The 18,818-nt window shown below is 35.7% G+C and carries 19 protein-coding genes, 3 tRNA genes, 1 rRNA gene and 4 pseudogenes; 11 read left to right on the plus strand and 16 right to left on the minus strand.

All coding sequences use genetic code 11. The annotated features are described in order from the left end of the window. The first annotated feature begins 158 nt into the window (after positions 1-158). The gene (locus BIV60_RS02370) at positions 159-425 is read left to right on the plus strand and encodes a hypothetical protein (protein ID WP_071354143.1); all 267 of its coding nucleotides are present in this window, start codon (positions 159-161) and stop codon (positions 423-425) included. Positions 426-674: 249 nt separating this feature from the next. Further along, positions 675-1,589 carry a hypothetical protein gene (locus tag BIV60_RS02375; protein ID WP_071354144.1) on the plus strand — a complete coding sequence of 305 codons (915 nt, stop codon included), beginning with the start codon at positions 675-677 and terminating at the stop codon, positions 1,587-1,589. Positions 1,590-3,050: 1,461 nt separating this feature from the next. On the opposite strand, the gene BIV60_RS28105 is transcribed toward BIV60_RS02375, so the two are convergent. From BIV60_RS28105 to BIV60_RS29435, 6 genes and pseudogenes are all read right to left on the minus strand, one after another. Then, positions 3,051-3,227: a DUF3934 domain-containing protein gene (locus BIV60_RS28105; RefSeq protein WP_083402068.1), complete on the minus strand. Its 177-nt coding sequence runs from the start codon at positions 3,225-3,227 to the stop codon at positions 3,051-3,053. A gap of 315 nt (positions 3,228-3,542) precedes the next feature. After that, a tRNA-Ile gene (locus BIV60_RS02380) sits at positions 3,543-3,619 on the minus strand. A gap of 6 nt (positions 3,620-3,625) precedes the next feature. Continuing rightward, a tRNA-Met gene (locus tag BIV60_RS29425) sits at positions 3,626-3,743 on the minus strand. Between the two features lie 199 nt (positions 3,744-3,942). Next, positions 3,943-4,215 (minus strand): annotated as a pseudogene (locus BIV60_RS30825) (response regulator); the annotation flags it as partial. An 81-nt stretch (positions 4,216-4,296) separates the two neighbouring features. Beyond that, positions 4,297-5,328, minus strand: a complete 1,032-nt coding sequence (desA, locus tag BIV60_RS02390) for a Delta(5) desaturase DesA (protein WP_071354162.1) — start codon at positions 5,326-5,328, stop codon at positions 4,297-4,299. A gap of 682 nt (positions 5,329-6,010) precedes the next feature. Next, positions 6,011-6,187 carry a hypothetical protein gene (locus tag BIV60_RS29435; RefSeq protein WP_177177203.1) on the minus strand — a complete coding sequence of 59 codons (177 nt, stop codon included), beginning with the start codon at positions 6,185-6,187 and terminating at the stop codon, positions 6,011-6,013. 205 nt (positions 6,188-6,392) lie between these two features. On the opposite strand from BIV60_RS29435, the gene BIV60_RS02395 reads away from it, so the two are divergent. After that, a complete protein-coding gene (locus tag BIV60_RS02395) occupies positions 6,393-6,686 on the plus strand; it encodes a hypothetical protein (RefSeq protein WP_071354146.1) in 294 nt (97 codons plus the stop codon). Positions 6,687-6,866: 180 nt separating this feature from the next. Here BIV60_RS02395 and BIV60_RS02400 read toward each other — a convergent pair. Then, positions 6,867-7,173 (minus strand): annotated as a pseudogene (locus BIV60_RS02400) (S1 RNA-binding domain-containing protein); the annotation flags it as partial. Between the two features lie 185 nt (positions 7,174-7,358). On the opposite strand from BIV60_RS02400, the gene BIV60_RS29440 reads away from it, so the two are divergent. Then, positions 7,359-7,526, plus strand: coding sequence for a hypothetical protein (locus BIV60_RS29440; protein WP_177177204.1), 168 nt, complete (start codon positions 7,359-7,361; stop codon positions 7,524-7,526). Positions 7,527-7,941: 415 nt separating this feature from the next. Here the strand turns inward: BIV60_RS29440 and BIV60_RS02405 are convergent, their stop codons facing one another. Then, on the minus strand, positions 7,942-8,214 hold the full coding sequence (locus BIV60_RS02405; RefSeq protein WP_071354148.1) for an HU family DNA-binding protein: 273 nt from the start codon (positions 8,212-8,214) through the stop codon (positions 7,942-7,944). Between the two features lie 274 nt (positions 8,215-8,488). Further along, positions 8,489-8,644: pseudogene (locus BIV60_RS30150) on the minus strand (RlmI/RlmK family 23S rRNA methyltransferase); the annotation flags it as partial. Between the two features lie 478 nt (positions 8,645-9,122). On the opposite strand from BIV60_RS30150, the gene BIV60_RS02410 reads away from it, so the two are divergent. Beyond that, positions 9,123-9,572: a S1 domain-containing RNA-binding protein gene (locus tag BIV60_RS02410; RefSeq protein WP_071354149.1), complete on the plus strand. Its 450-nt coding sequence runs from the start codon at positions 9,123-9,125 to the stop codon at positions 9,570-9,572. A 157-nt stretch (positions 9,573-9,729) separates the two neighbouring features. Beyond that, positions 9,730-9,969: pseudogene (locus tag BIV60_RS31145) on the plus strand (IS4 family transposase); the annotation flags it as partial. A 6-nt stretch (positions 9,970-9,975) separates the two neighbouring features. On the opposite strand, the gene BIV60_RS02415 reads toward BIV60_RS31145, so the two are convergent. Then, positions 9,976-10,455 (minus strand): DinB family protein, encoded by a 480-nt coding sequence (locus BIV60_RS02415; protein WP_071354150.1) that lies wholly within the window; start codon positions 10,453-10,455, stop codon positions 9,976-9,978. Positions 10,456-10,557: 102 nt separating this feature from the next. Beyond that, on the minus strand, positions 10,558-11,463 hold the full coding sequence (locus BIV60_RS02420; protein ID WP_071354163.1) for an NAD(P)/FAD-dependent oxidoreductase: 906 nt from the start codon (positions 11,461-11,463) through the stop codon (positions 10,558-10,560). 1,254 nt (positions 11,464-12,717) lie between these two features. Here BIV60_RS02420 and BIV60_RS02425 point away from each other — a divergent pair. Next, entirely contained in the window at positions 12,718-13,317 is a 600-nt protein-coding gene (locus BIV60_RS02425; RefSeq protein ID WP_071354151.1) for a Pycsar system effector family protein, read from the plus strand. Positions 13,318-13,763: 446 nt separating this feature from the next. On the opposite strand, the gene BIV60_RS02430 is transcribed toward BIV60_RS02425, so the two are convergent. Beyond that, on the minus strand, positions 13,764-14,252 hold the full coding sequence (locus BIV60_RS02430) for a DUF2690 domain-containing protein (RefSeq protein ID WP_177177205.1): 489 nt from the start codon (positions 14,250-14,252) through the stop codon (positions 13,764-13,766). A 327-nt stretch (positions 14,253-14,579) separates the two neighbouring features. Next, complete coding sequence (locus tag BIV60_RS02435) at positions 14,580-14,831, minus strand: hypothetical protein (protein WP_071354152.1); 252 nt, start codon at positions 14,829-14,831, stop codon at positions 14,580-14,582. A 693-nt stretch (positions 14,832-15,524) separates the two neighbouring features. Here BIV60_RS02435 and BIV60_RS30155 point away from each other — a divergent pair. Then, the gene (locus tag BIV60_RS30155; protein ID WP_256218274.1) at positions 15,525-15,800 is read left to right on the plus strand and encodes a hypothetical protein; all 276 of its coding nucleotides are present in this window, start codon (positions 15,525-15,527) and stop codon (positions 15,798-15,800) included. Between the two features lie 240 nt (positions 15,801-16,040). Here BIV60_RS30155 and BIV60_RS29045 read toward each other — a convergent pair whose 3' ends face one another. Continuing rightward, positions 16,041-16,253: a hypothetical protein gene (locus BIV60_RS29045; protein ID WP_141770390.1), complete on the minus strand. Its 213-nt coding sequence runs from the start codon at positions 16,251-16,253 to the stop codon at positions 16,041-16,043. A gap of 197 nt (positions 16,254-16,450) precedes the next feature. On the opposite strand from BIV60_RS29045, the gene BIV60_RS02445 reads away from it, so the two are divergent. The 3 genes from BIV60_RS02445 (at position 16,451) to BIV60_RS02455 (ending at position 18,216) form a co-directional block, all read left to right on the plus strand. After that, a complete protein-coding gene (locus BIV60_RS02445; protein WP_071354153.1) occupies positions 16,451-16,723 on the plus strand; it encodes a stage V sporulation protein S in 273 nt (90 codons plus the stop codon). Between the two features lie 445 nt (positions 16,724-17,168). Then, positions 17,169-17,378 carry a hypothetical protein gene (locus BIV60_RS30160; RefSeq protein ID WP_071354154.1) on the plus strand — a complete coding sequence of 70 codons (210 nt, stop codon included), beginning with the start codon at positions 17,169-17,171 and terminating at the stop codon, positions 17,376-17,378. Positions 17,379-17,949: 571 nt separating this feature from the next. After that, positions 17,950-18,216 (plus strand): J domain-containing protein, encoded by a 267-nt coding sequence (locus tag BIV60_RS02455; RefSeq protein WP_071354155.1) that lies wholly within the window; start codon positions 17,950-17,952, stop codon positions 18,214-18,216. Positions 18,217-18,548: 332 nt separating this feature from the next. Here the strand turns inward: BIV60_RS02455 and BIV60_RS02460 are convergent. After that, positions 18,549-18,622, minus strand: a tRNA-Met gene (locus BIV60_RS02460). 29 nt (positions 18,623-18,651) lie between these two features. Then, positions 18,652-18,767 (minus strand): 5S ribosomal RNA (gene rrf, locus BIV60_RS02465). Positions 18,768-18,818 lie beyond the last annotated feature (51 nt).

Below are 18,818 nucleotides of genomic sequence, written 5' to 3' on the forward strand. Positions count from 1 at the left end.
TGGATTACCATTTCTTACTGAATAATGTAAAGAGCTTAATGAAGTGTTGATAATTAGTGGTCTACAGGAATTCTAACGGGCAGGGGGTTGGAAAGGAAATATTTAGGTAAATGGAGAATTATTAAAAATAGTATATTTACCAAAGGGGAAAAATTCCGTTGAAGAAATTATTAACAGCAATAATTCTATTATTAATAAGTTTAATATATGTAATTTATAGGGTTACAAAAGCATCTTTGTATCTACCTGAGTTTTCCATTAATGCAAAAAATCCAGTGAGTTTGCATTGGAATTTTATTGCTATTGATACGGGGATTACGCAAGGTGGTCCCGGATCAATTTATTGGATTTGGATGACTCCGATTTATTTGCTTGTCTTAGTTTCTTTAATTCTTACCTTTTTAGCTTTTAAAAAGAAAAGGTAAAATAATCATTCCTTCAAAGAAATTATTGGCTGCGTATGCAGCTTTTTTTGTGCTCTGCACAATGTAACATAATACATATTTGGCTTAGTGACAGGGTTCTTGCTGTAGACCGCAAAGTACGTTTAGTTTAACAACAAGGGGAAAATGTTAATTATTTTTTAGGATAAAACTGGTAAATTGAATCATGTATTTATTCTCTTAATGCGTTATACTTTTTAAGTCTGAAAATTTAATCTAGGGAGGAATTTGATGTTAAGAAAATTAATACGTGTTCTGCCTTTTCCCGTTATGGCTCTAGCGTTAGTTTTCTCTTTAGCTTTTGATTTTGAAGGAAAGGCGAATGCAGCTAGTCCAACATCGAGTCTCGTTTTGTCTAAGCAGGTGTTTGCAGAAAGTCACCCGGCATGGCAAGCCCTGCATGGCTTGACCGCTGAGCAGTATCAGCGGACATTCAATGAACTGGTAAAGAAAGGCTATAGACTCATCGATGTTAGTAGCTACACAATCGGTGGAAAAGATCGCTACGCTGCCATCTGGGAGAAACGAAATGGCCCCGCATGGCAAGCCCGACATGGTTTGACCGCTGAGCAGTATCAGCGGACATTCAATGAATTGGTTAAGAAAGGCTATAGGCTTATTCATATTAATGTTCACACAAACGGTAGTGGAAAAGATCGTTATGCTGCAATTTGGGTGAAACAAAAAGGTCCCGCATGGCAAGCCCGACATGGCTTGACCGCAGAGCAGTATCAGCGGACGTTCAATGAATTGGTTAAGAAAGGCTATAGGCTTATTCATATTAATGTTCACACAAACGGTAGTGGAAAAGATCGTTATGCTGCAATTTGGGTGAAACAAAAAGGTCCCGCATGGCAAGCCCGACATGGCTTGACCGCAGAGCAGCTTCAACGGACGTTCAATGAACTGGTAAAGAAAGGCTATAGACTCATCGATGTTAGTAGTTACACAATCGGTGGAAAAGATCGTTATGCTGCAATTTGGGTGAAACAAAAAGGTCCCGCATGGCAAGCCCGACATGGCTTGACCGCTGAGCAGTATCAGCGGACATTCAATGAATTGGTTAAGAAAGGCTATAGGCTTATTCATATTAATGTTCACACAAACAATGGAAAAGATCGTTATGCTGCGATCTGGGTGAAATAAGATGGTCCCGTATGCAGGCTCGGAAATATAAAATGTCACAAGGTAGAGAATTCCAAAAAATCAGCCGGAAGAATAATGAACAAAATTCAAAGAACCGATTCCAAAAATCGAATCGGTTCATTTATCGAAACGAAGTAGGGGTCTGTGTAGCAACCGAACCAATAAAAAAGACCGCTATCAGTTTGTTTTGCTTTTTTAGTAAATTCCTGCCATAAATCAATATAAGGCTATCCTATAACAGCAGCATTCCCCAACTTTTTTTGGAAAACCTTTCGGATTGACATATAGCATTATTTCACAAACCTGCCATTTAGCTTAATAATAAAAGTTCTGAAGTTCAGCTAATGTAACCTTTCATCCATTAACTTACATTCATTCCTTGCCCTGGATCCACAAAAAAAGCTGCATATGCAGCTTTTACTTTTTTTAACCATTAGTTAAGAATTTATTAGTCTTCAACTTCTATACGAAATAATATGGACTGGCAACGTCTATATTTTTACCCATCTATTCGCTAATTAATATGATGACATTAAGATTTTTCTTTCCAAAAGTTTTCAACCTCTAATTCCCGCAGAATAAATGCCAATTATAGTAAATAGAAATCATAGTTAGTTCTAAAAGATCACAATCAAAAACGATTGTATTTGATAATTTAAATTTTCCCGTTTTTTTTAATCGGAAAACCTTTGATTAGTCGTTATTAAAACTATTGTCAAAAACAAATTATCAATAACTTCCCTTTGTGATCAGATACGACCCCTGAATAGAAGATGATAATTACTTATATTGGAAAAAGTCTTGCGGATTAGAGCAGCTACCCTGTCACTAGGCCTATACCTGTAGTTTTCGTGTACTTCACCATTTCCATCATTATTTTAAGTGCTTCTGGTGCTACCTTGTAATTATCAATTCGTTGTTCCAATTTAATTACCTCCTAAAAAAGTTTATTCAATATCTTATTAAACTACCTAAAAAAAATCTTAAAAGATGGGCAATCAGAAAGGTTTTCGTACTGTCCACTTTTCCATTCTGTTTTTAATTTCTCATATTCAATTTCAAACCATGTTCTCAAACTATTAATTGCATGATCGTCTACTGCCATTATTAGTAACCTATACATATAGAGAGGCTTTAAACGTTCTAATCAAAGGTCCTCAATATATTAATGAAACACAGTTAAAAAGAATGATTGAAGAGGAATTGGAGATTGAAGAGCATTGGGAGAATCGGAAGTAAAACAAATGTGTGCTTACTGCGCAACGCAAAGTGGTTTCCCCAAACGGAAATGAAGCGGCTTCCAGGTGGCGAGTATGGTAATTGATATTGCAAAAAGTGTTTTCTAGAAGGAGAACATTGGAAATTGCCTTGGAATCGAAAATAGGAGAGGCACAAAATGAAATGTGAATTTAAGGATAGCTATCCTCACCTCTCCAGAAATGCGCCCGATTATGGATGATCTTATTGATAATTGGCTTTAACTATTGCTTGTAGGGTCATTTTCATAATCCGTTTTTTTGTACCTTTACTTATATAAGGTTTTGCACTCTTTTTTTTGTTTGCACTAGCTCGCCAACGATTCCAACCTTTCTTGTCTGTTCCTCTCCCTGTTCCACCTTTTCCTTTAGCTTTACTCATAAAATCACCCCATTATTATTCTAGGTTGAGTTACCTTTCTGGTTAGTTTTAGTCATTTTACTGGGTTATTGACCAAGCATATTGCAATTAATAACATCCTTAAGGTCACCCATACAATTGTGTAGAAACAATAAACTAATATCGACGAACGCTGGTACTGGGCCTAAAGCTAAAATAGTTGCAAACAGTTGCATTAAAACAATAAAAGCCCACTCATTAACGAGTGGACTGATTTTTCGTTTTCTGACCTAATTGCTAAAAATAACGATTAATCCAATAATTCCAAAAATAAGGCAGATTATAGTTATAAAAGTATGGTGGTCCTAAATGGACTCGAACCATCGACCTCACGCTTATCAGGCGTGCGCTCTAACCAACTGAACTACCAGACCATATTGCGGAGGCAGGATTTGAACCTGCGACCTTCGGGTTATGAGCCCGACGATCCGGTCGGGAGCTTCATTTTATACATGATGGTTGAAATATAATGTCTTACCATTCCATAGGTGCTCCTTTTCTGATTAGAGATTTTATTTTTGATTGTCCTACCGGCAAACTGCTTTAAGCCTTCCGTTTCCCGTTCGTAATAACTGGAATCTGCGTCCATTAGTTCGTTCGCGTAAATTCTGTTTCCATTCATAATGCTGCGAATCGAGCAGGCTAACTCATCGCTTGGGCTGTCCTTTAATAAGTAACCTCTTACATCTGCTTTTAGTGCCCGCTCAAAATAACCTGCCCTTGCGAAGGTTGTTAAAATGATTACTTTGCATTCAAATGGATGTAAAGCTTCAGCTGCCTCAAGTCCGCTCTTTTCAGGCATCTCTATATCCATTATACAAATATCGGGCTTCAATCGACGAACAAAAGTAAGGGCCTCTTCTCCATTGCTAGCCTTCCCGACCACTTCCATATCCTCTTCCAAATTAAGGAGAGAACCAATTGCCTCTAACAACATACCCTGATCCTCGGCAATGACAATTCGAATCATCCTATTTGTCTCCTTATCTGTCAGCTGTTTTTTAAGCAGAAACTCCCCTTAAAATAAGAGGAGTCAGCCATATATGGTATGCTATAGTTCCGGTTTTACTTTAACAGAAACACTGCTTTTGGCTAAACCTTTGATCGCTTTATAGCTCACAAAGTTCTTGCTTTCCTCATCCCAAAGTCGGAAATGTAGTGATTTCAGACTTGTAGTAAGGGTGATTGTTGGTACGTTTTGTAAAGGAAGTGTATGATTATGTGCCTCCTCTAATTTATAGTTGGGAACCCTTGGACTTAAATGGTGAACATGATGGTAGCCAATATTCCCAGTAAGAAATTGAATAAATTTTGGAAGCTTATAAAAAGAACTTCCCTCCACTGCTGCTTTTACATATTCCCAGTCTTGATTTCCTTCAAAATATGAATCTTCAAAAGTGTGCTGTACATAAAACAGCCAAATGCCCGCTGAACCTGATAGCATAAAAATCGTTCCTTGTACTAAAAGAAACGCCTGCCATCCGACTGCCCAGCAGAGTAATCCTGCTAAAGCAACAATCAATATATTCGTCAAATAGGTGTTCATACGTTCCTTTTTTCTTGCACCTCTTCGGTTAAATCTATTTTTAAGCAGGAAAACATAAATCGGACCTAATCCAAACATAACAAAAGGATTGCGATAGAAACGATAGGCTAAACGTAGTCTAAATGGTGCTGCCACATATTCATCCACAGTAAGTGTCCAAATATCTCCTGTTCCCCGCTTATCTAAGTTACCACTTGTAGCGTGATGCACAGCATGCTCATATCCCCATTGATCAAACGGGAAAATGGTTAAAACCCCCATAACGGTCCCAACTATTCGATTGGCACGGCGACTTTTAAAGAAGGAATGATGGGTACAATCATGAAAAATAATGAAAATCCTAGTCAAAAACCCAGCTGCTATCACAGAAGGAACTAATGATAGCCAATAAGAAACAGATAAACTTTTATAAGCAAGATACCATAAGATTAAAAATGGCACGACCGTGTTGATGAGCTGCCACACACTTTCCTTAGTCGTTGATTTTTCATAAGGAGCAACTTGTTTTTTTAAATTAGTAGTATTTTTTAAGGTCATTTTATTCAAAATTCCTTCCTATGTATTGTTAAATTTTATTATAGTGGAATAAAAATCACCTTGTAAGTAACAGGTGTCAGGTGCAGAGTATGATAAATGTCATATAAGTTGGTCTCAAAGAAATAATCCGCAAAATCCACCCAATTTTATATGTTACTTTTTAAAATTAAAATAAATGCCGATTTGTCTGGCACTTTTCAAGTATGATGGACCATATTCAGATCATGCATATGATGTTTTTTGGAGAGAATTCTATAAATATGTCGAAAAAAACAAAAAACGAGGTTAAGAAATGAGTAAAAGAAGTTTTGCGGATTATCATGTAGCGAAGAAATAAAAAGAGCACTAGGTGTGTTAAAATACGAAACTCCTTCAGAAATTCAGAGTGAATTCATTCCATTAGCAATGGAAAATCAGGAGCAGGCGTTTACGCAGCTTTCGGACCTTGGTGGGCATGGGCAATTGAAAACACTCCACGTTAGCAAAACAGGGCGGTAGAGGCGGAAGAAGAGCATAACTTTTGTTGGACATGGTAGGGTGTCAATCAAGCCTGTGCACCTGCTGTTGCGCTAGTCGCCTTTAAACAAAAAAGTTTTTTGCCCCTTAACCGATTGACTAGCTTTCTTAGCTTCCAGCCGGAACTATCCAGCAAACGTCTTATAAGTCTATGTATGGTTTTGGGTTAAGATCCTGAACTATGTTCAATTGCATTTTCCCAATTTTGGAAATAATACAATGCATTTTTCATCAGTTCTGGATGTGACTTTTTCACCTGCTTTTTAGGAGGGGGCTCTCCTTCCTGCTTAAAAAGTTCAGAAATTTTATTTACAACTTCCTCCATACTCATGCTAGTTTCCATTTTACCGCTCCTTTCGCTATTTACCTACATCATTTCCATTTTAAAAAAATAATACGAATGTATCTAAAACTCAGCAAATGGGATAGCCATACATTCCAATGTTTTCACGCCGTTTAAACTTTATCCTCCATATTTGTTATTCATCATTTTCAGTAATTCATTACCTTTATTTACATATGCTTTATAAACGAGGAGTGAAAAACTTATGCAAAATCAACAGTTTGATATCGAAACGCTTAAACGAATTAGAAATAAACTGGATTATATTTACTCCATAGCAAAATGTAATTACAATGACCACCCTGAATTAATGGATACTATTGAAAATTTAGCCCAGGTAGCAAATATGTTTGCGAATGTTAGGATTCACGAGTTAAACGATCGTATAGAAATCTCGGGCCCTCAAGGATTTATAGTGTCTAAACTAGCTAACGCATACTCCAGAATGAAAGATTATGAGAAACAAAAAGATAGTGACTTTCCTACTTGGAAGCTCTAATGTTCTTTCTTTTGACAATATAAAAACGTAAAAGGTAACTTTGACAAGATTGCTCTGATATTGTTTTTATATCTGTTGAGTTACCTTAAAGAAGGCAAGCCAATTACAGGCTTGCCTTTATCTATATGATGAAGTTTTTTAAAACGTAACAAGTTTACCGCGTCTTCCACCTCTACCGCCCTACTTTGCTCCATTGTTAGGTTTGAGGGTAGATAAATTCGCTTCACTCGTCTTTAAAAAACGAGCCATTTTATCTTCAAAACTTTCCTTTGGTTTGAAATTTCGTTTTGAACGGAAATCATTGAAACGGCTATCAACTTTTCTTTGGCGTGGTGGGCTTTGTGTGTAAGTATAGGTTTGACCTTCGGGTCTGTCTATCGCTTTTTTGATGGACAAGGCAATTTTTCCGTCGTTCACACTTAATCACTTTTACTTCAATCTGGTCGCCTATTTTTAGATTGTCATTTACATCTTTTACATAGCTATCAAAATGCCGTTTTCTGCCTATTTCAGAAACTTACTCAAATCAGTTGAATAAAAAACAGCAACTTTAAGAAAAAGAATTGGATAATATAAAGAAGTTCTGCCAAACTTAAATTATAAAATATGCCTTCAACAACCATGAGCATAAATTATTATTTAATTATTATAGATTCTAGATAAGGTGAGAGAATGAGGGAAAGTATTTTTGCTGTTGGAAAAGAAGTAAAAATTAAAGCGTCCGGCGAATCAGTGACAATCTATAAATGTCAGTTTGTTAAAAACATGAAAAGGTACGCATACATTGTTAATGAATATCCAAATACCTTTTTCTTTGAAGAAGAATTAACTGAAGAATAATAACAATTAATCATCATTAGCTAATGGTGAAGAATAGAATTCCTGCAGATGAGTTTGGTAGAATATCCTCTTTAAACTAAATGCCCTTTAAATTAGGCTTCAATTTGTCTCAAAAGACTTGTGTGGTAATAAATGGATGAGAAAAAGAGCAGTTATCAACTACTAACTACTCTTCTATCAGGGTTCCTTATTCTTTATGCTAATGATCTAGTCAGTTGTAGGTCTCTTCCTTGGGTTAAACCAATCCTTCAACTTGTTTTTCAAGTAATCCTTTAAAAAAATACGTTTTTTTCTCTTTTTATCACGATTTTTCATGGGAAATCATCACCCCAATTTACTGAATAGAGTGGTTCCCCTGATATTATACCTCAGAAAAAGACTCAAAGGAATTTCACTGTAGACAATACAGACGAACTTATTTAACTGCTTCTTTTAATTCCTTGCCAGGTTTAAAAGCTGGAATCTTAGAAGCAGGAATCTGAATTTCTTCCCCTGTTTGTGGGTTACGGCCTGTTCGAGCTGCGCGCTCACGTACTTCGAATGTCCCGAATCCAATTAACTGGATTTTCTCTTCCCTAGCAAGTGCACTAGAGATGGTTTCAATCAACGCATCCACAGCTTTTGTGGCATCATTCTTGGTTAGCTCCGCTTGAGTCGCAACAGTATTTACTAATTCTGTTTTATTCATATTCAAACACCTCGTCTTTTTATTAATAGCTATTATGTAGCAATTACAGCATATCATATATGTCATATATTTCCTAAAAATCTTTCTCATAACAAAATTAGATAAAGGTAAAATAAATCCTTTTTTTTAAAGAGATTAATACATAGATTTGATTGGATAGATTGTGTTTAAGTGCCAAGTAATTCAAAAAATTTCTGGTTAAGATAATGAATAATACGGTATATCGTAACTGAAGGTGTATGTTAAGAAATTCCTATGCTTTATTGGATTGACTTCATTTGCCTTTTTCTAATGGCAAAGTTTTTATAAACACAACCTTAAGATAGTTACCTTCTGGGAATTCTTTTATTGATTTAAAGTCTTTTGGAAGGGAGAATTCATCAACTAGTTGATATGTTCTGTTTGTTTCTTTAAATGCCTGATCAATAAAACTTATCTTTTGATTTTCTATTTTCGGCTCGTTCGGTATGGAGGCGTTAGCCGTAAATGGAACAGGAACCGACGGAATGTTGGCGTGAGCAATACAGTCCGTGGTTATCGGTCCATTTAATGCCGAAGCGACACGTACGGAATGACGGAAAGGCGCTTTTCCTTCTGATCAGTCCGTAGTGCTGCCAGCCTAAATATGTTAGCTCTTGATCTACATTCTACATATTTAAAAGTTCTTATTACTGAAGAAAACGTGCAGTTTTAAGGCTACCAGAATTGATAAACATGGAATTGGCTTGATGCACATCTTAACAAATTTTCTAGAACTGAAATGAATCGAGTAAAATTTTAACCAGTCATAGTCAATAACTGGTCTTTTACCCAACATTCAAACTGAATGTCTCCAGTGGATATTATTTTCTTCGAAAATTTGTTATAATGAAGTGTTTTTAACATTATTGAGGGGGAACGTTATTTTTATGTCAGTTGAAGTTGGCAGCAAGGTGCAAGGTAAAGTAACAGGCATCACTAATTTTGGAGCATTCGTAGAATTACCGGATGGATCAACAGGTCTAGTGCATATCAGTGAAGTTGCGGATAGCTATGTAAAAGATGTGAATGACCATCTCAAGATAGGCGATCAGGTTGAAGTAAAAGTGATTAGTATGAAAGACGGAAAAACTTCTTTGTCCATCAAAAAAGCGATAGATAGACCCGAAGGACAAACTTTTTCTTATACAAAACGCCCACCCCACCCAGGAAGATCTGATAATCGTTCCAAAGATTTTCGTCCAAAAGGTAATTTCAAGCCAAAGGAAAGTTTTGAAGATAAAATGGCTCGTTATTTAAAGACGAGTGAAGAGAATTTATCTACCCTTAAACGTAACAGTGGAGCAAAACAAGGCGGTCGAGGCGGAAGACGCGGATAACTTGTTGCATTTTTTAATGCTTCATTATATAGATAAAGGCAAGCCTGTAATTGGCTTGCCTTCTTTAATGTAATTCAAACCAACTTAGCATTTAAATCTGCGTTGTCCTATCACTGTTAATTTTTTAAAACTTTTGGTTTGTTAAATCAATTATTTCAAAGCCATTGTGGAGCAAGATTTAGACGTGATTGGCGTGGTTAAAGAAACTAAGCAGCGTTATAACGTTGACGGAAAAGTGGTTTCTTTAAAGCAGCTTTATCGCTTGTCGCAACCAATTAAATCAAAAAAGGGTATCCTTCGCTCCATTCGTACAGTTATGTCGAATAGAACCCCGGTAAAAGTTGTAATCGTTCAAAATAAAAACAAGAAAAGTGAATTGCTTGCCATCCTAAGCACTGCTTCTTCAATTGTTGGAACCTTCAATTGCCCGTTGAATCGCATAAATAACTCCCGTATGCATTCCTTCATGGTGTAAACTAAACGCGAGAATTTCTCCGATTGTTTCCATCTTAAAACCAAGCCGTACAAAGGGTTTTATTGCTTTTTCCTGCAGGCGGTTGCCGAGAGATTTCTTGATATAAGCAGTTTGCTTTTTTAATTCATAGGATAAGGTTTGCAACGTTGGAGGTTCTACTTGCCATTCGCTTGGTCTCGTCTGATTGCCAAATAGGGTGACAACTTCTAGAGAAAGTTGTTGCGGTAATCCTGCAAAGTTCGAAGCAAGCTGATCCTGAACAATCAAAATATGACCAACGTTCCAACGGATCGTATTGTTAAATCCCCTAGGCATAATATCAGCCACATCTTCTGTGATAGATTCCAACCTTTGGAGAGTAATGGCTCGAACCACTTCCACTTGTCTCAGCAACATATCGTTCATCATAATAGCCCCTCCTCCTATGAAAGCTACGGATTAAATTTTTGTGTATTACCCCTCTGTGGGTGCTGTTTAAATTTCCGTTTAATGTGAATCCTCCCGTTATCCTCAAACTTCTCTTTCATCCATTAAACTCTTATGTATCCAAATAGCTGCCGCAGAACCTTCGCCCATAGCTATTGTCACTTGTTCAGAATGAGCAACCACATCACCTGCTGCCCATACATTGGGTATATTCGTCATTTTGGTTCGCGGGTTGACAACAATATGCTGATTTTCAAGAAGTTCTACCCCTAATTGCTTCGCAAGGTTCGACTTCACTTCATTCCCCCCGAATGCAATAAAGCCGCGTTCACCCATAATTTTCTTTCCACTTTGCAGGATAAATCCTTGTAGATAAGAATTTTCTGCCATGACCTTTTGGATGGTCTCTTCAACATAATGAATCCGATGAACCTTAAGTTCGTTTAATAGGTGTTCTGATATCTCCGTCTGTTCATGATTGATATAGATAAGATCTTGTGTCCAGTAAGAGAGGATTAGGGCCATCTTAGCTCCTACATTTCCCGCGCCAATCACAATCGTACTTTTATTCTTCACTTCATAGCCATCACAATCTGGACAAACATAAACGCTTATACCTAGACAGTGTAGAAGCTCAGGAAATGCAGGCATCCTGTCCATTACACCGGTTGCCAATAACAATCGCTTTGATACATATTGGAAACCGGTTTTTACCGTGAGCTGAAATCCCTTTCCAATCTTTTCAGCACTGTCAACAACTTCGGATTTAAACTCTACTCCAAGCTTTTCTGCTTGCCTTTTTCCAATCTGACGAAGTTCTTGCCCACTAATACCATTTGGCCAACCTAATATATTATGATAACTCTTACATAATGTTGATCGACCATGATTTGAATCAATGACAAGAACTTTATGTTTATATCTGCCCAATTGGATAGCTGCTTGAAGACCAGCAATACCGCCACCTACAATAATACAATCATAATTCACAGGTAGCTCCCCTTTCTTTGACCCATTCACATAGAAAGGATTTTCAAATTTAATTTCCACTCTTTATCTTATAGTAAAGTGCATTGCCTATTTTCCCCCTAAAGTTTCACCCCAAAATGAAAGCCACCCACACAGTAAGAATGGCTTTAACTTTTTTAGGGGTTGTTTATTTGTAGGAGTTGTTCTATTTTGGGTTTGAGATTTGAGAAGCCTTTATCGCCCACAGCCCGAAAAAAAGTGTACCATCTTTATCGAATAAGAAGAACGCTGGCACAAATTCATTCTGAAAGGAATCCGTAATTTTATGCAGGTTATCTACAGCAACTGGGTACTTGATTTGATACTGAGTGATATCCTGTTTCCCTTCTCAATATCCGTATCACTTTGCTGCTTTGGCTGTGGATCCCTATCGTTTGAAGGCCATATTCCTTCCTGATACGCTTCCCGATAAGACACAACCTTATTCATCACTTCACGACAGATATGACAGGATAAAAGGGAGGATTATAAATGGCACAGCGCCAAGCCATCGAATCGCAAATTTTACCCGATTGAGTGGTTGTAAATGCTAGGGGTTGTGTGTAAATTGGAGTTTTTTATAAGGCGTAAACTCTCCCCCATATTATTTTTCAAAATTTAATTCAATTTATAAAAATACCTTGATGTTTATATATCGCTGTTATCTACCCTCCAACGTAACACTGGAGCAAAACAGGGCGGTAGAGGCGGAAGACAAGCATAACTTGTAAAACTCCTCTGAAACTCAAGATGCTTCCTTAATCCAAGAATATGCAAACTTGTATTTTCATGCCTACTCCCCACTTCATTTTTTCGCTATCTTTCTTTCTATAAAGGGTCCTGAATAATTTTAAATACAACTAACAATGACAATGTTTAACATATGAAATAAAGCCTGCATTTAGAAATGTGTTTTTTCTTCCTATATTACAGTACAGCGATGTATAATATTGGTAAGATTATGTCGAACTTTAAGTAGAAATGGAGGTAATTGTATTCAATCAAATTATTAACCATATGAGTTCCAAAAAGCCTGAATAGGCTTGATTGCATTTTAAATGGAAGTTTTACTTACCAAGTAATAGACAGCATACCAGCCAAGGATAATCTTACATTTAACAATGGATATTTTGTAAATTGCTGTGCGTTATTTGTTGATATTAGGAATTCTTCCAAATATAAAAATACAACATCTACTATCTTGACTGACTTATACAAGATTTTTAAGAGGGATTTATGATAACCAATAACGAAGGAAACAATTACAATGGACTTGATAATGAAGAAGTGTTACAGACATTAGAAAGAATCAATTTTTGGATACATAATTGTGATACCAAAATATCTTTTGCTTTAGCTTTCGCAGGGGTTATAGTAGCGGGATTTTTCTCAAGTAGTATAATTACTAATTCACTTACCAAATTAGTGAAAAATACAATAAAAATTTATACCATAACCAGGTGGTGGGAAATTACAGGGTTACTTACTTCAATATTAGTCCTAATAATTTTTTTTATTTGTATAATTACTGCAATAGTATACCTTTTTATGGGACTAAAAGGTTCAATAGATACTTCTCTTTGTAAGGAAAAGGAGCTATCAACCGATTCATTATTATATTTTGGCTCAATAGCAAATCAAACGTTTCAATCATATAAACATAAGGCAATTACAAATACGGGTGGTCTAATTTACAATGATTATTTATCACAAGTTTATATAAATTCAAAGCTTTGTAAGAAAAAATTTCTTTTTTTAAATAAAGGGGTTAAATATTTAATTTCCTCAATCGGCTTATTTGTATTATTAAATATCCTTTTTTTGTTTATCAAGTAAGTTAAGCATGTTGTTCAGTAGCAGAAGTAAATAATTAAGCCGGACCTGCGAAAAGGAAGCTTTCGATGCAGATAACTCATATGGAGCTATTAATCTCTTTATCAAAAACAGCCTTTTTCTTCCTATTCATAGCACTAAAACTCATTTCCAAAAACAAAGCAACATTTTTGATATTCAACGCCGTTTTTGGTGCTAAAATAGAGGAACAGAACCCATATGCAGATTAATGCACTGTAGAAATTAGGAGCAGAAAGAATTTATAAAGAAAAATTAACGGGAACTAGAAGAGATCTACCTCATAAAAAGGATCTTCGGCTAGAAGATCCTTTTAGCTACTTGTTTAATTAAAGCGCCCGATTATGCAACAAGACAAAATATATATGGATTATGAGAGTTATAATTTCTAAATCTCATTTTGGCTGAAGGACGCAAAATTTCTTCTCAGATTAGTACCGATTAGTCGTTCCTGAGGCTATACCCCAATTGATAATCCCTCTAGCTTTCGCTATATACCCAGCACCATTATACACTTGAGGGGTATAACAGGAGGTTTGACCTTTCATTATCACCCCGTTACCACCACGATCAGCACAATTATAGCTCTTTCTTAAAGTAGTACCATTACTATTGTAACTCCACACCGTTGCAAGCGCATAGTAAGAACCCTTATCGTACGGTGCGGCGTGATAAAGCGTTATTTTACCCCAAGATGTTCGACACTTCGCACTCCATTTTAGCTCCACTTTTCCATAAGCATTATCGTATCTGTCAACAATATAACTATAGGATTTGGTGACTGCATCTTTCGCACAACCTGTTGAAACAGGGTTTGAACCATCATAAGATAGGGCAAATGCTTTTTCAGCTGGTGAAACAGCAAATATCAGACCAAAGACAAAAGTAAATATCATCCCAATATTTAATAATTTTTTCATTCTAACAACTCCTTCATTTCTAGATTTTACCATGTAAAAATTTGTATTACGATGGACTAAGGGACTATTATACATTTAATAAACGACCATTTTTTAGACAGCAACTTAGCATTGTGGTAGATCATTACTATATACAAAATTACTTATTCCTTATTAAAAGAATGCACCAGATTGTTAAAGATCAAAGGCTGTTGAGCTGTTTCGCACTTATTGAACTTTAGTCACCCGTCAGTTTAACTGTTAATGAAAGTCAGTTCCATTTATGAACGGTTTTCTGCATATTTAAAGTATTAATATTAAACAACTTTATTGTAAATGATCGGCCACTCAAAAAGTGACCGTTTTGTAACGAAGATCTTCTATAAAAAAATTATCTTGTTTATGAGTGGCCCCAAAAAGAACGAATTCTTGCCGTACCCCAATAAGACATGAAACAAATGTGTGCCTACTGCGCCAAGTGGTTTCAACAAACGGAAATGCAGCAGCTTCCAGGTGGTCAGCCCCTACAGCAAAAAAACTACCTGGTGGGATTGTTACCAACAGTACACGATATAGATATTCCCCCCACATCTTCTCCATTTCGAGGAGGACCTGCTCCTTGAATTCCAACTAATGTTATTACTGCTTGATAAACGGGTGAAGTTGTCCTTTTATAAACTTGTCAGGGAGTATGAAGAAGTAGTACTAGAATAAATAATAGGAAGAAACACGTCAAAAAAGGGGAATATGTGGTTCTTGTTGTAACAAAAACGAACGTTTTTGTTACAAGCCTGATTAACCCTAAAACACTGTATTCTTAATAGATACTTTGCCCCTGGTTACAGGAACGCTGGAATTAGGCCAAAACCTGTTTAAGAAACTATAAAAACGGAAGATTCAACTGCTTTAAATTTTGAATCCGCTAACTCCATTCCATTGCAAAATGGGCAATGACAAGGTTCATCATTTAAATCTGTATAAAATGTAGCTTTATAGCTTTACAATCGTCTGGTAATTTGAGGGTGGAATTGTTGAATTTGGTGCCAAACTAATATAAAGGGGAAGTTTACAAATACTAAATACTAAATTCCTTTATAAACCAAGTAAAGTGGGAGAAAATAATGAGTATTGAAATGAAAAAAGAGCATCTTATACAGTACGGGTTAAAAGTGTTTGAAGAAATTGGGGCTAATGAAATTTGTAGCGTCTGTATTAGAAGTGGAAATTCTTGTTGTCAGGGGTGTGAATTCTTAAAGGATAAAGGAAGGTTGTCAAAAACGTAATACCTCATGTATGGCGTGGTTATGCGGCTTACAAAAACTTTATTTTAAAGAGATTGGGTTATTAGATGATTGGGAAAAATTGTGGACAAAAATCCCAGGTAAATTACACCGTGGAGATGTGACTCCTGATATAGTGAGAGTGAATACATTACTCAAAGTTAAACACATTAATAAAAACTCAGGAAAGTTAATGTCTGATAAATTCAAAACTTTTGTAGAAGATGGGGGTAACCTAGAAAAATTAGAAAGACGTTTACAACACGATTTTGTTATGGAAAAACTATAAATAATTTGTTATTGTTACTTTTAATCCCTCTACAACTTTTTAAGAGCCGATCCAAAAGAAAAAATGAAGACACACAAATTTAAATAGACTGAAAATCTTTTTAAATTTTGTTATAAATTACATGTTATCATTTAGAATGAAAGGATGTTGTGACAGCCTTTTTCTTATTCGTTAATGGAGTCGATTAGTTGAAGAACTTGGATGTCCTATCGTTATTCACCAGAATAAAAAGTTCCCCGATTATTCGGATGCATACTTAATTATTCCATGTAAATAAACTGAGTATTCTCGCTGTACACATTCTCTTAACTTGATTTTTCCTTCACTTTCTAATTCTCCAACCAATTCTTCAATCTTTTTTTCATCTTCTTTTGTAGCCTTTGAAATCTCTGTTGAAAACAAATTACCTCGACTAGAATTACGTAGATTTTTTAATAAACCAACTTTATTCATTTGGTTATTCAGCTATCGGATTGCAAGAGTTGAAGATCAACGGACAGATCGGCAGCTCTTTTTTAGCATAAATATCAATGGAATAAGATCAATAGTTCTGTTTGATTTGAATTTGAATATTATTAAAGATGCCGTTAATTACATTCTTTTTTACAGTGATCATATCAAGCGATTAAATAACAGGGGGAGAAATTTATATGGATAATGTATTAAAAGTATCATCAAAATCAAATCCGAATTCAGTTGCAGGTGCAATTGCAGGCATATTAAGAGAAAGTGGAAATACAGAAATTCAGGCGATTGGAGCGGGTGCTTTAAATCAAGCGATTAAAGCCATTGCTATTGCAAGAGGATTCGTTGCTCCTAGTGGTTTAAATCTGGTTTTTGTTCCTGCATTTACAGATGTTATAATCAATAATGAAAATAAAACAGCAATCAAATTATTGGTAGGTCCTAGAAAAAAACGATAGATTTACGTTGAGACGATCAATAAAAGAATTATTTTAAAAAATTTTCCTTAATACAATATTAGCCTGTTGTGCTAACGGGTGCTTTAACAAAATAACTGAGGTGCCATTTTTGTAGCTTTTTCACATTTTCCATATTCAGCAAACGGGCGCAATTCCAGAATAAGAATAGCGCTCTTTTTTTATGTATAGGGCCAGATTGTTGAAGCGGGATTGATTATATGCAATATTTATTGAACAGTTTAATATTAAACGTGATGAAACAGACTATAAGCAAATGCAAAAATTCAGTTCTCTACTCCACCTTTTTATTAGAAGGCGATAAAATAATTTTTGATAGGATGACAAGTAGAGTGGTAAAGTATTAAAATGATGATTTAATGATTGTGAAGGATCGCACTTAAATTACTCAGCATTCCTGTAATGAAGAAATATGAGGTGTATGAGAATGAATAAAAGATGGACAATCGGGAAAATTAAAGAATTTGTTGAGAACAATTCGGAAAGTAAGTTGCTATCGGCGGAATACCACGGTTTTTCTCAAAAGTTACTATTTAAATGTGCATGTGGTAGCAATTTTGAAAAAACATTTACGAAATTTAAAAATAATAACCAACGTAAATGCGACGTGTGCCAACCGCCAAAAGCTTCACGCTAAATGTATAGCGAATAAACGAAGTGCCGATTTCTATTAAATAGAATTTGGTGCTAATATGAGGGACGCTCTTCAATTAAAGGGCGCTATTCCGAAGTAATGATTAAAGTCCAATTTCTCAATTTTAATGTTGAGAAATTGGGCTTTTTATTATTTAGTGCAAAATAGCGCTTAAAACAGGCGCAAAATAAATCTTAAAATGACATATAGGAGTAAATGCGTCAAAAACAAGGGGGAAAAAACAACCTCAAAATCCTTAATCGTTTCCATTTTTTTGGATTATCTACTGTAACTATTTTTTTAATATCGCCATTTGATAATTTTTAATTTGTTGGATTGCTTCTTCTAGTCTTTCTATGTCACGTCTACACCATTTATCTATATCGGTTAGCCGTTCTAGGTTGTATATGTGCCTGAATCTTGTTTCACTTTCTCGGATATGATGGATATACATGTTATTACCTCCCTAAGACACAGGAACCTTTAAAGGTTCCTGCTCCATACTTCTTTAATTGGGGAATGAAGTTCTTCATCGTTATAGAAGATGGTTTTTTTTGGTAAGGAGATGTTGACCATGAATTTTTTTCAAAGCGTCACTACTTTAGAGGAGTTAAAAAAACAATACAGAAAGTTAGCTTTACAATTTCACCCGGACCGTGGAGGAAACGAAAAAGATTTTATTGAACTAAAAAAAGAATACGATCAACTATTCGAAAAGCTAAATAAAACCGAAGAAACCAACAACGCTTATACAAATATCATTGATGCTCTAATGAAATTCAGTGAAATCAATATTGAAATCATCGGAACTTGGGTTTGGGTGTTGTTTAGATACTATTGAAAGAACAAGTTTCGTGGCTATATTTCAAATTTACGGCTGCCCCTTAGATCCAAATAAAAAGGAGCAGCATTTAAGCCGCTCACAACAATAACATGAAGAATTACCTAATTTTTTAATGAATCAACTTTAGTTCACTAATAAATGGCTCGTTTTTTAAAGACTAGTGAAGAGAATTTATCTACCCTAAAACGTAGCGCAGTGCAAAACAGGGAGGTCGAGTCGGATGACGAGGATAACTTGCTGCATTTATTAATAATTCATTATATAGAAAAAGGCAAGCCAGTATAGACTGACCGCCTTCTTTATATAGTTATTATAATTAAGTAAATTGATTGCGGAGGCAGGATTTGAACCTGCGACCTTCGGGTTATGAGCCCGACGAGCTACCAGACTGCTCCACCCCGCGACGATAAAAAATAGTTATTAATTATAACAGCCTGGCAACGTCCTACTCTCACAGGGGCAAGGCCCCAACTACCATCGGCGCTGAGAAGCTTAACTTCCGTGTTCGGTATGGGAACGGGTGTGACCTTCTCGCCATTATTGCCAGACTATTTAATTGAGGTTTCATTCCCTCAAAACTAGATAATACAGAAGAAGTT

This window comes from Bacillus sp. MUM 116 (genome assembly GCF_001866655.1).
Classification (GTDB): Bacteria; Bacillota; Bacilli; order Bacillales; family Cytobacillaceae; genus Neobacillus.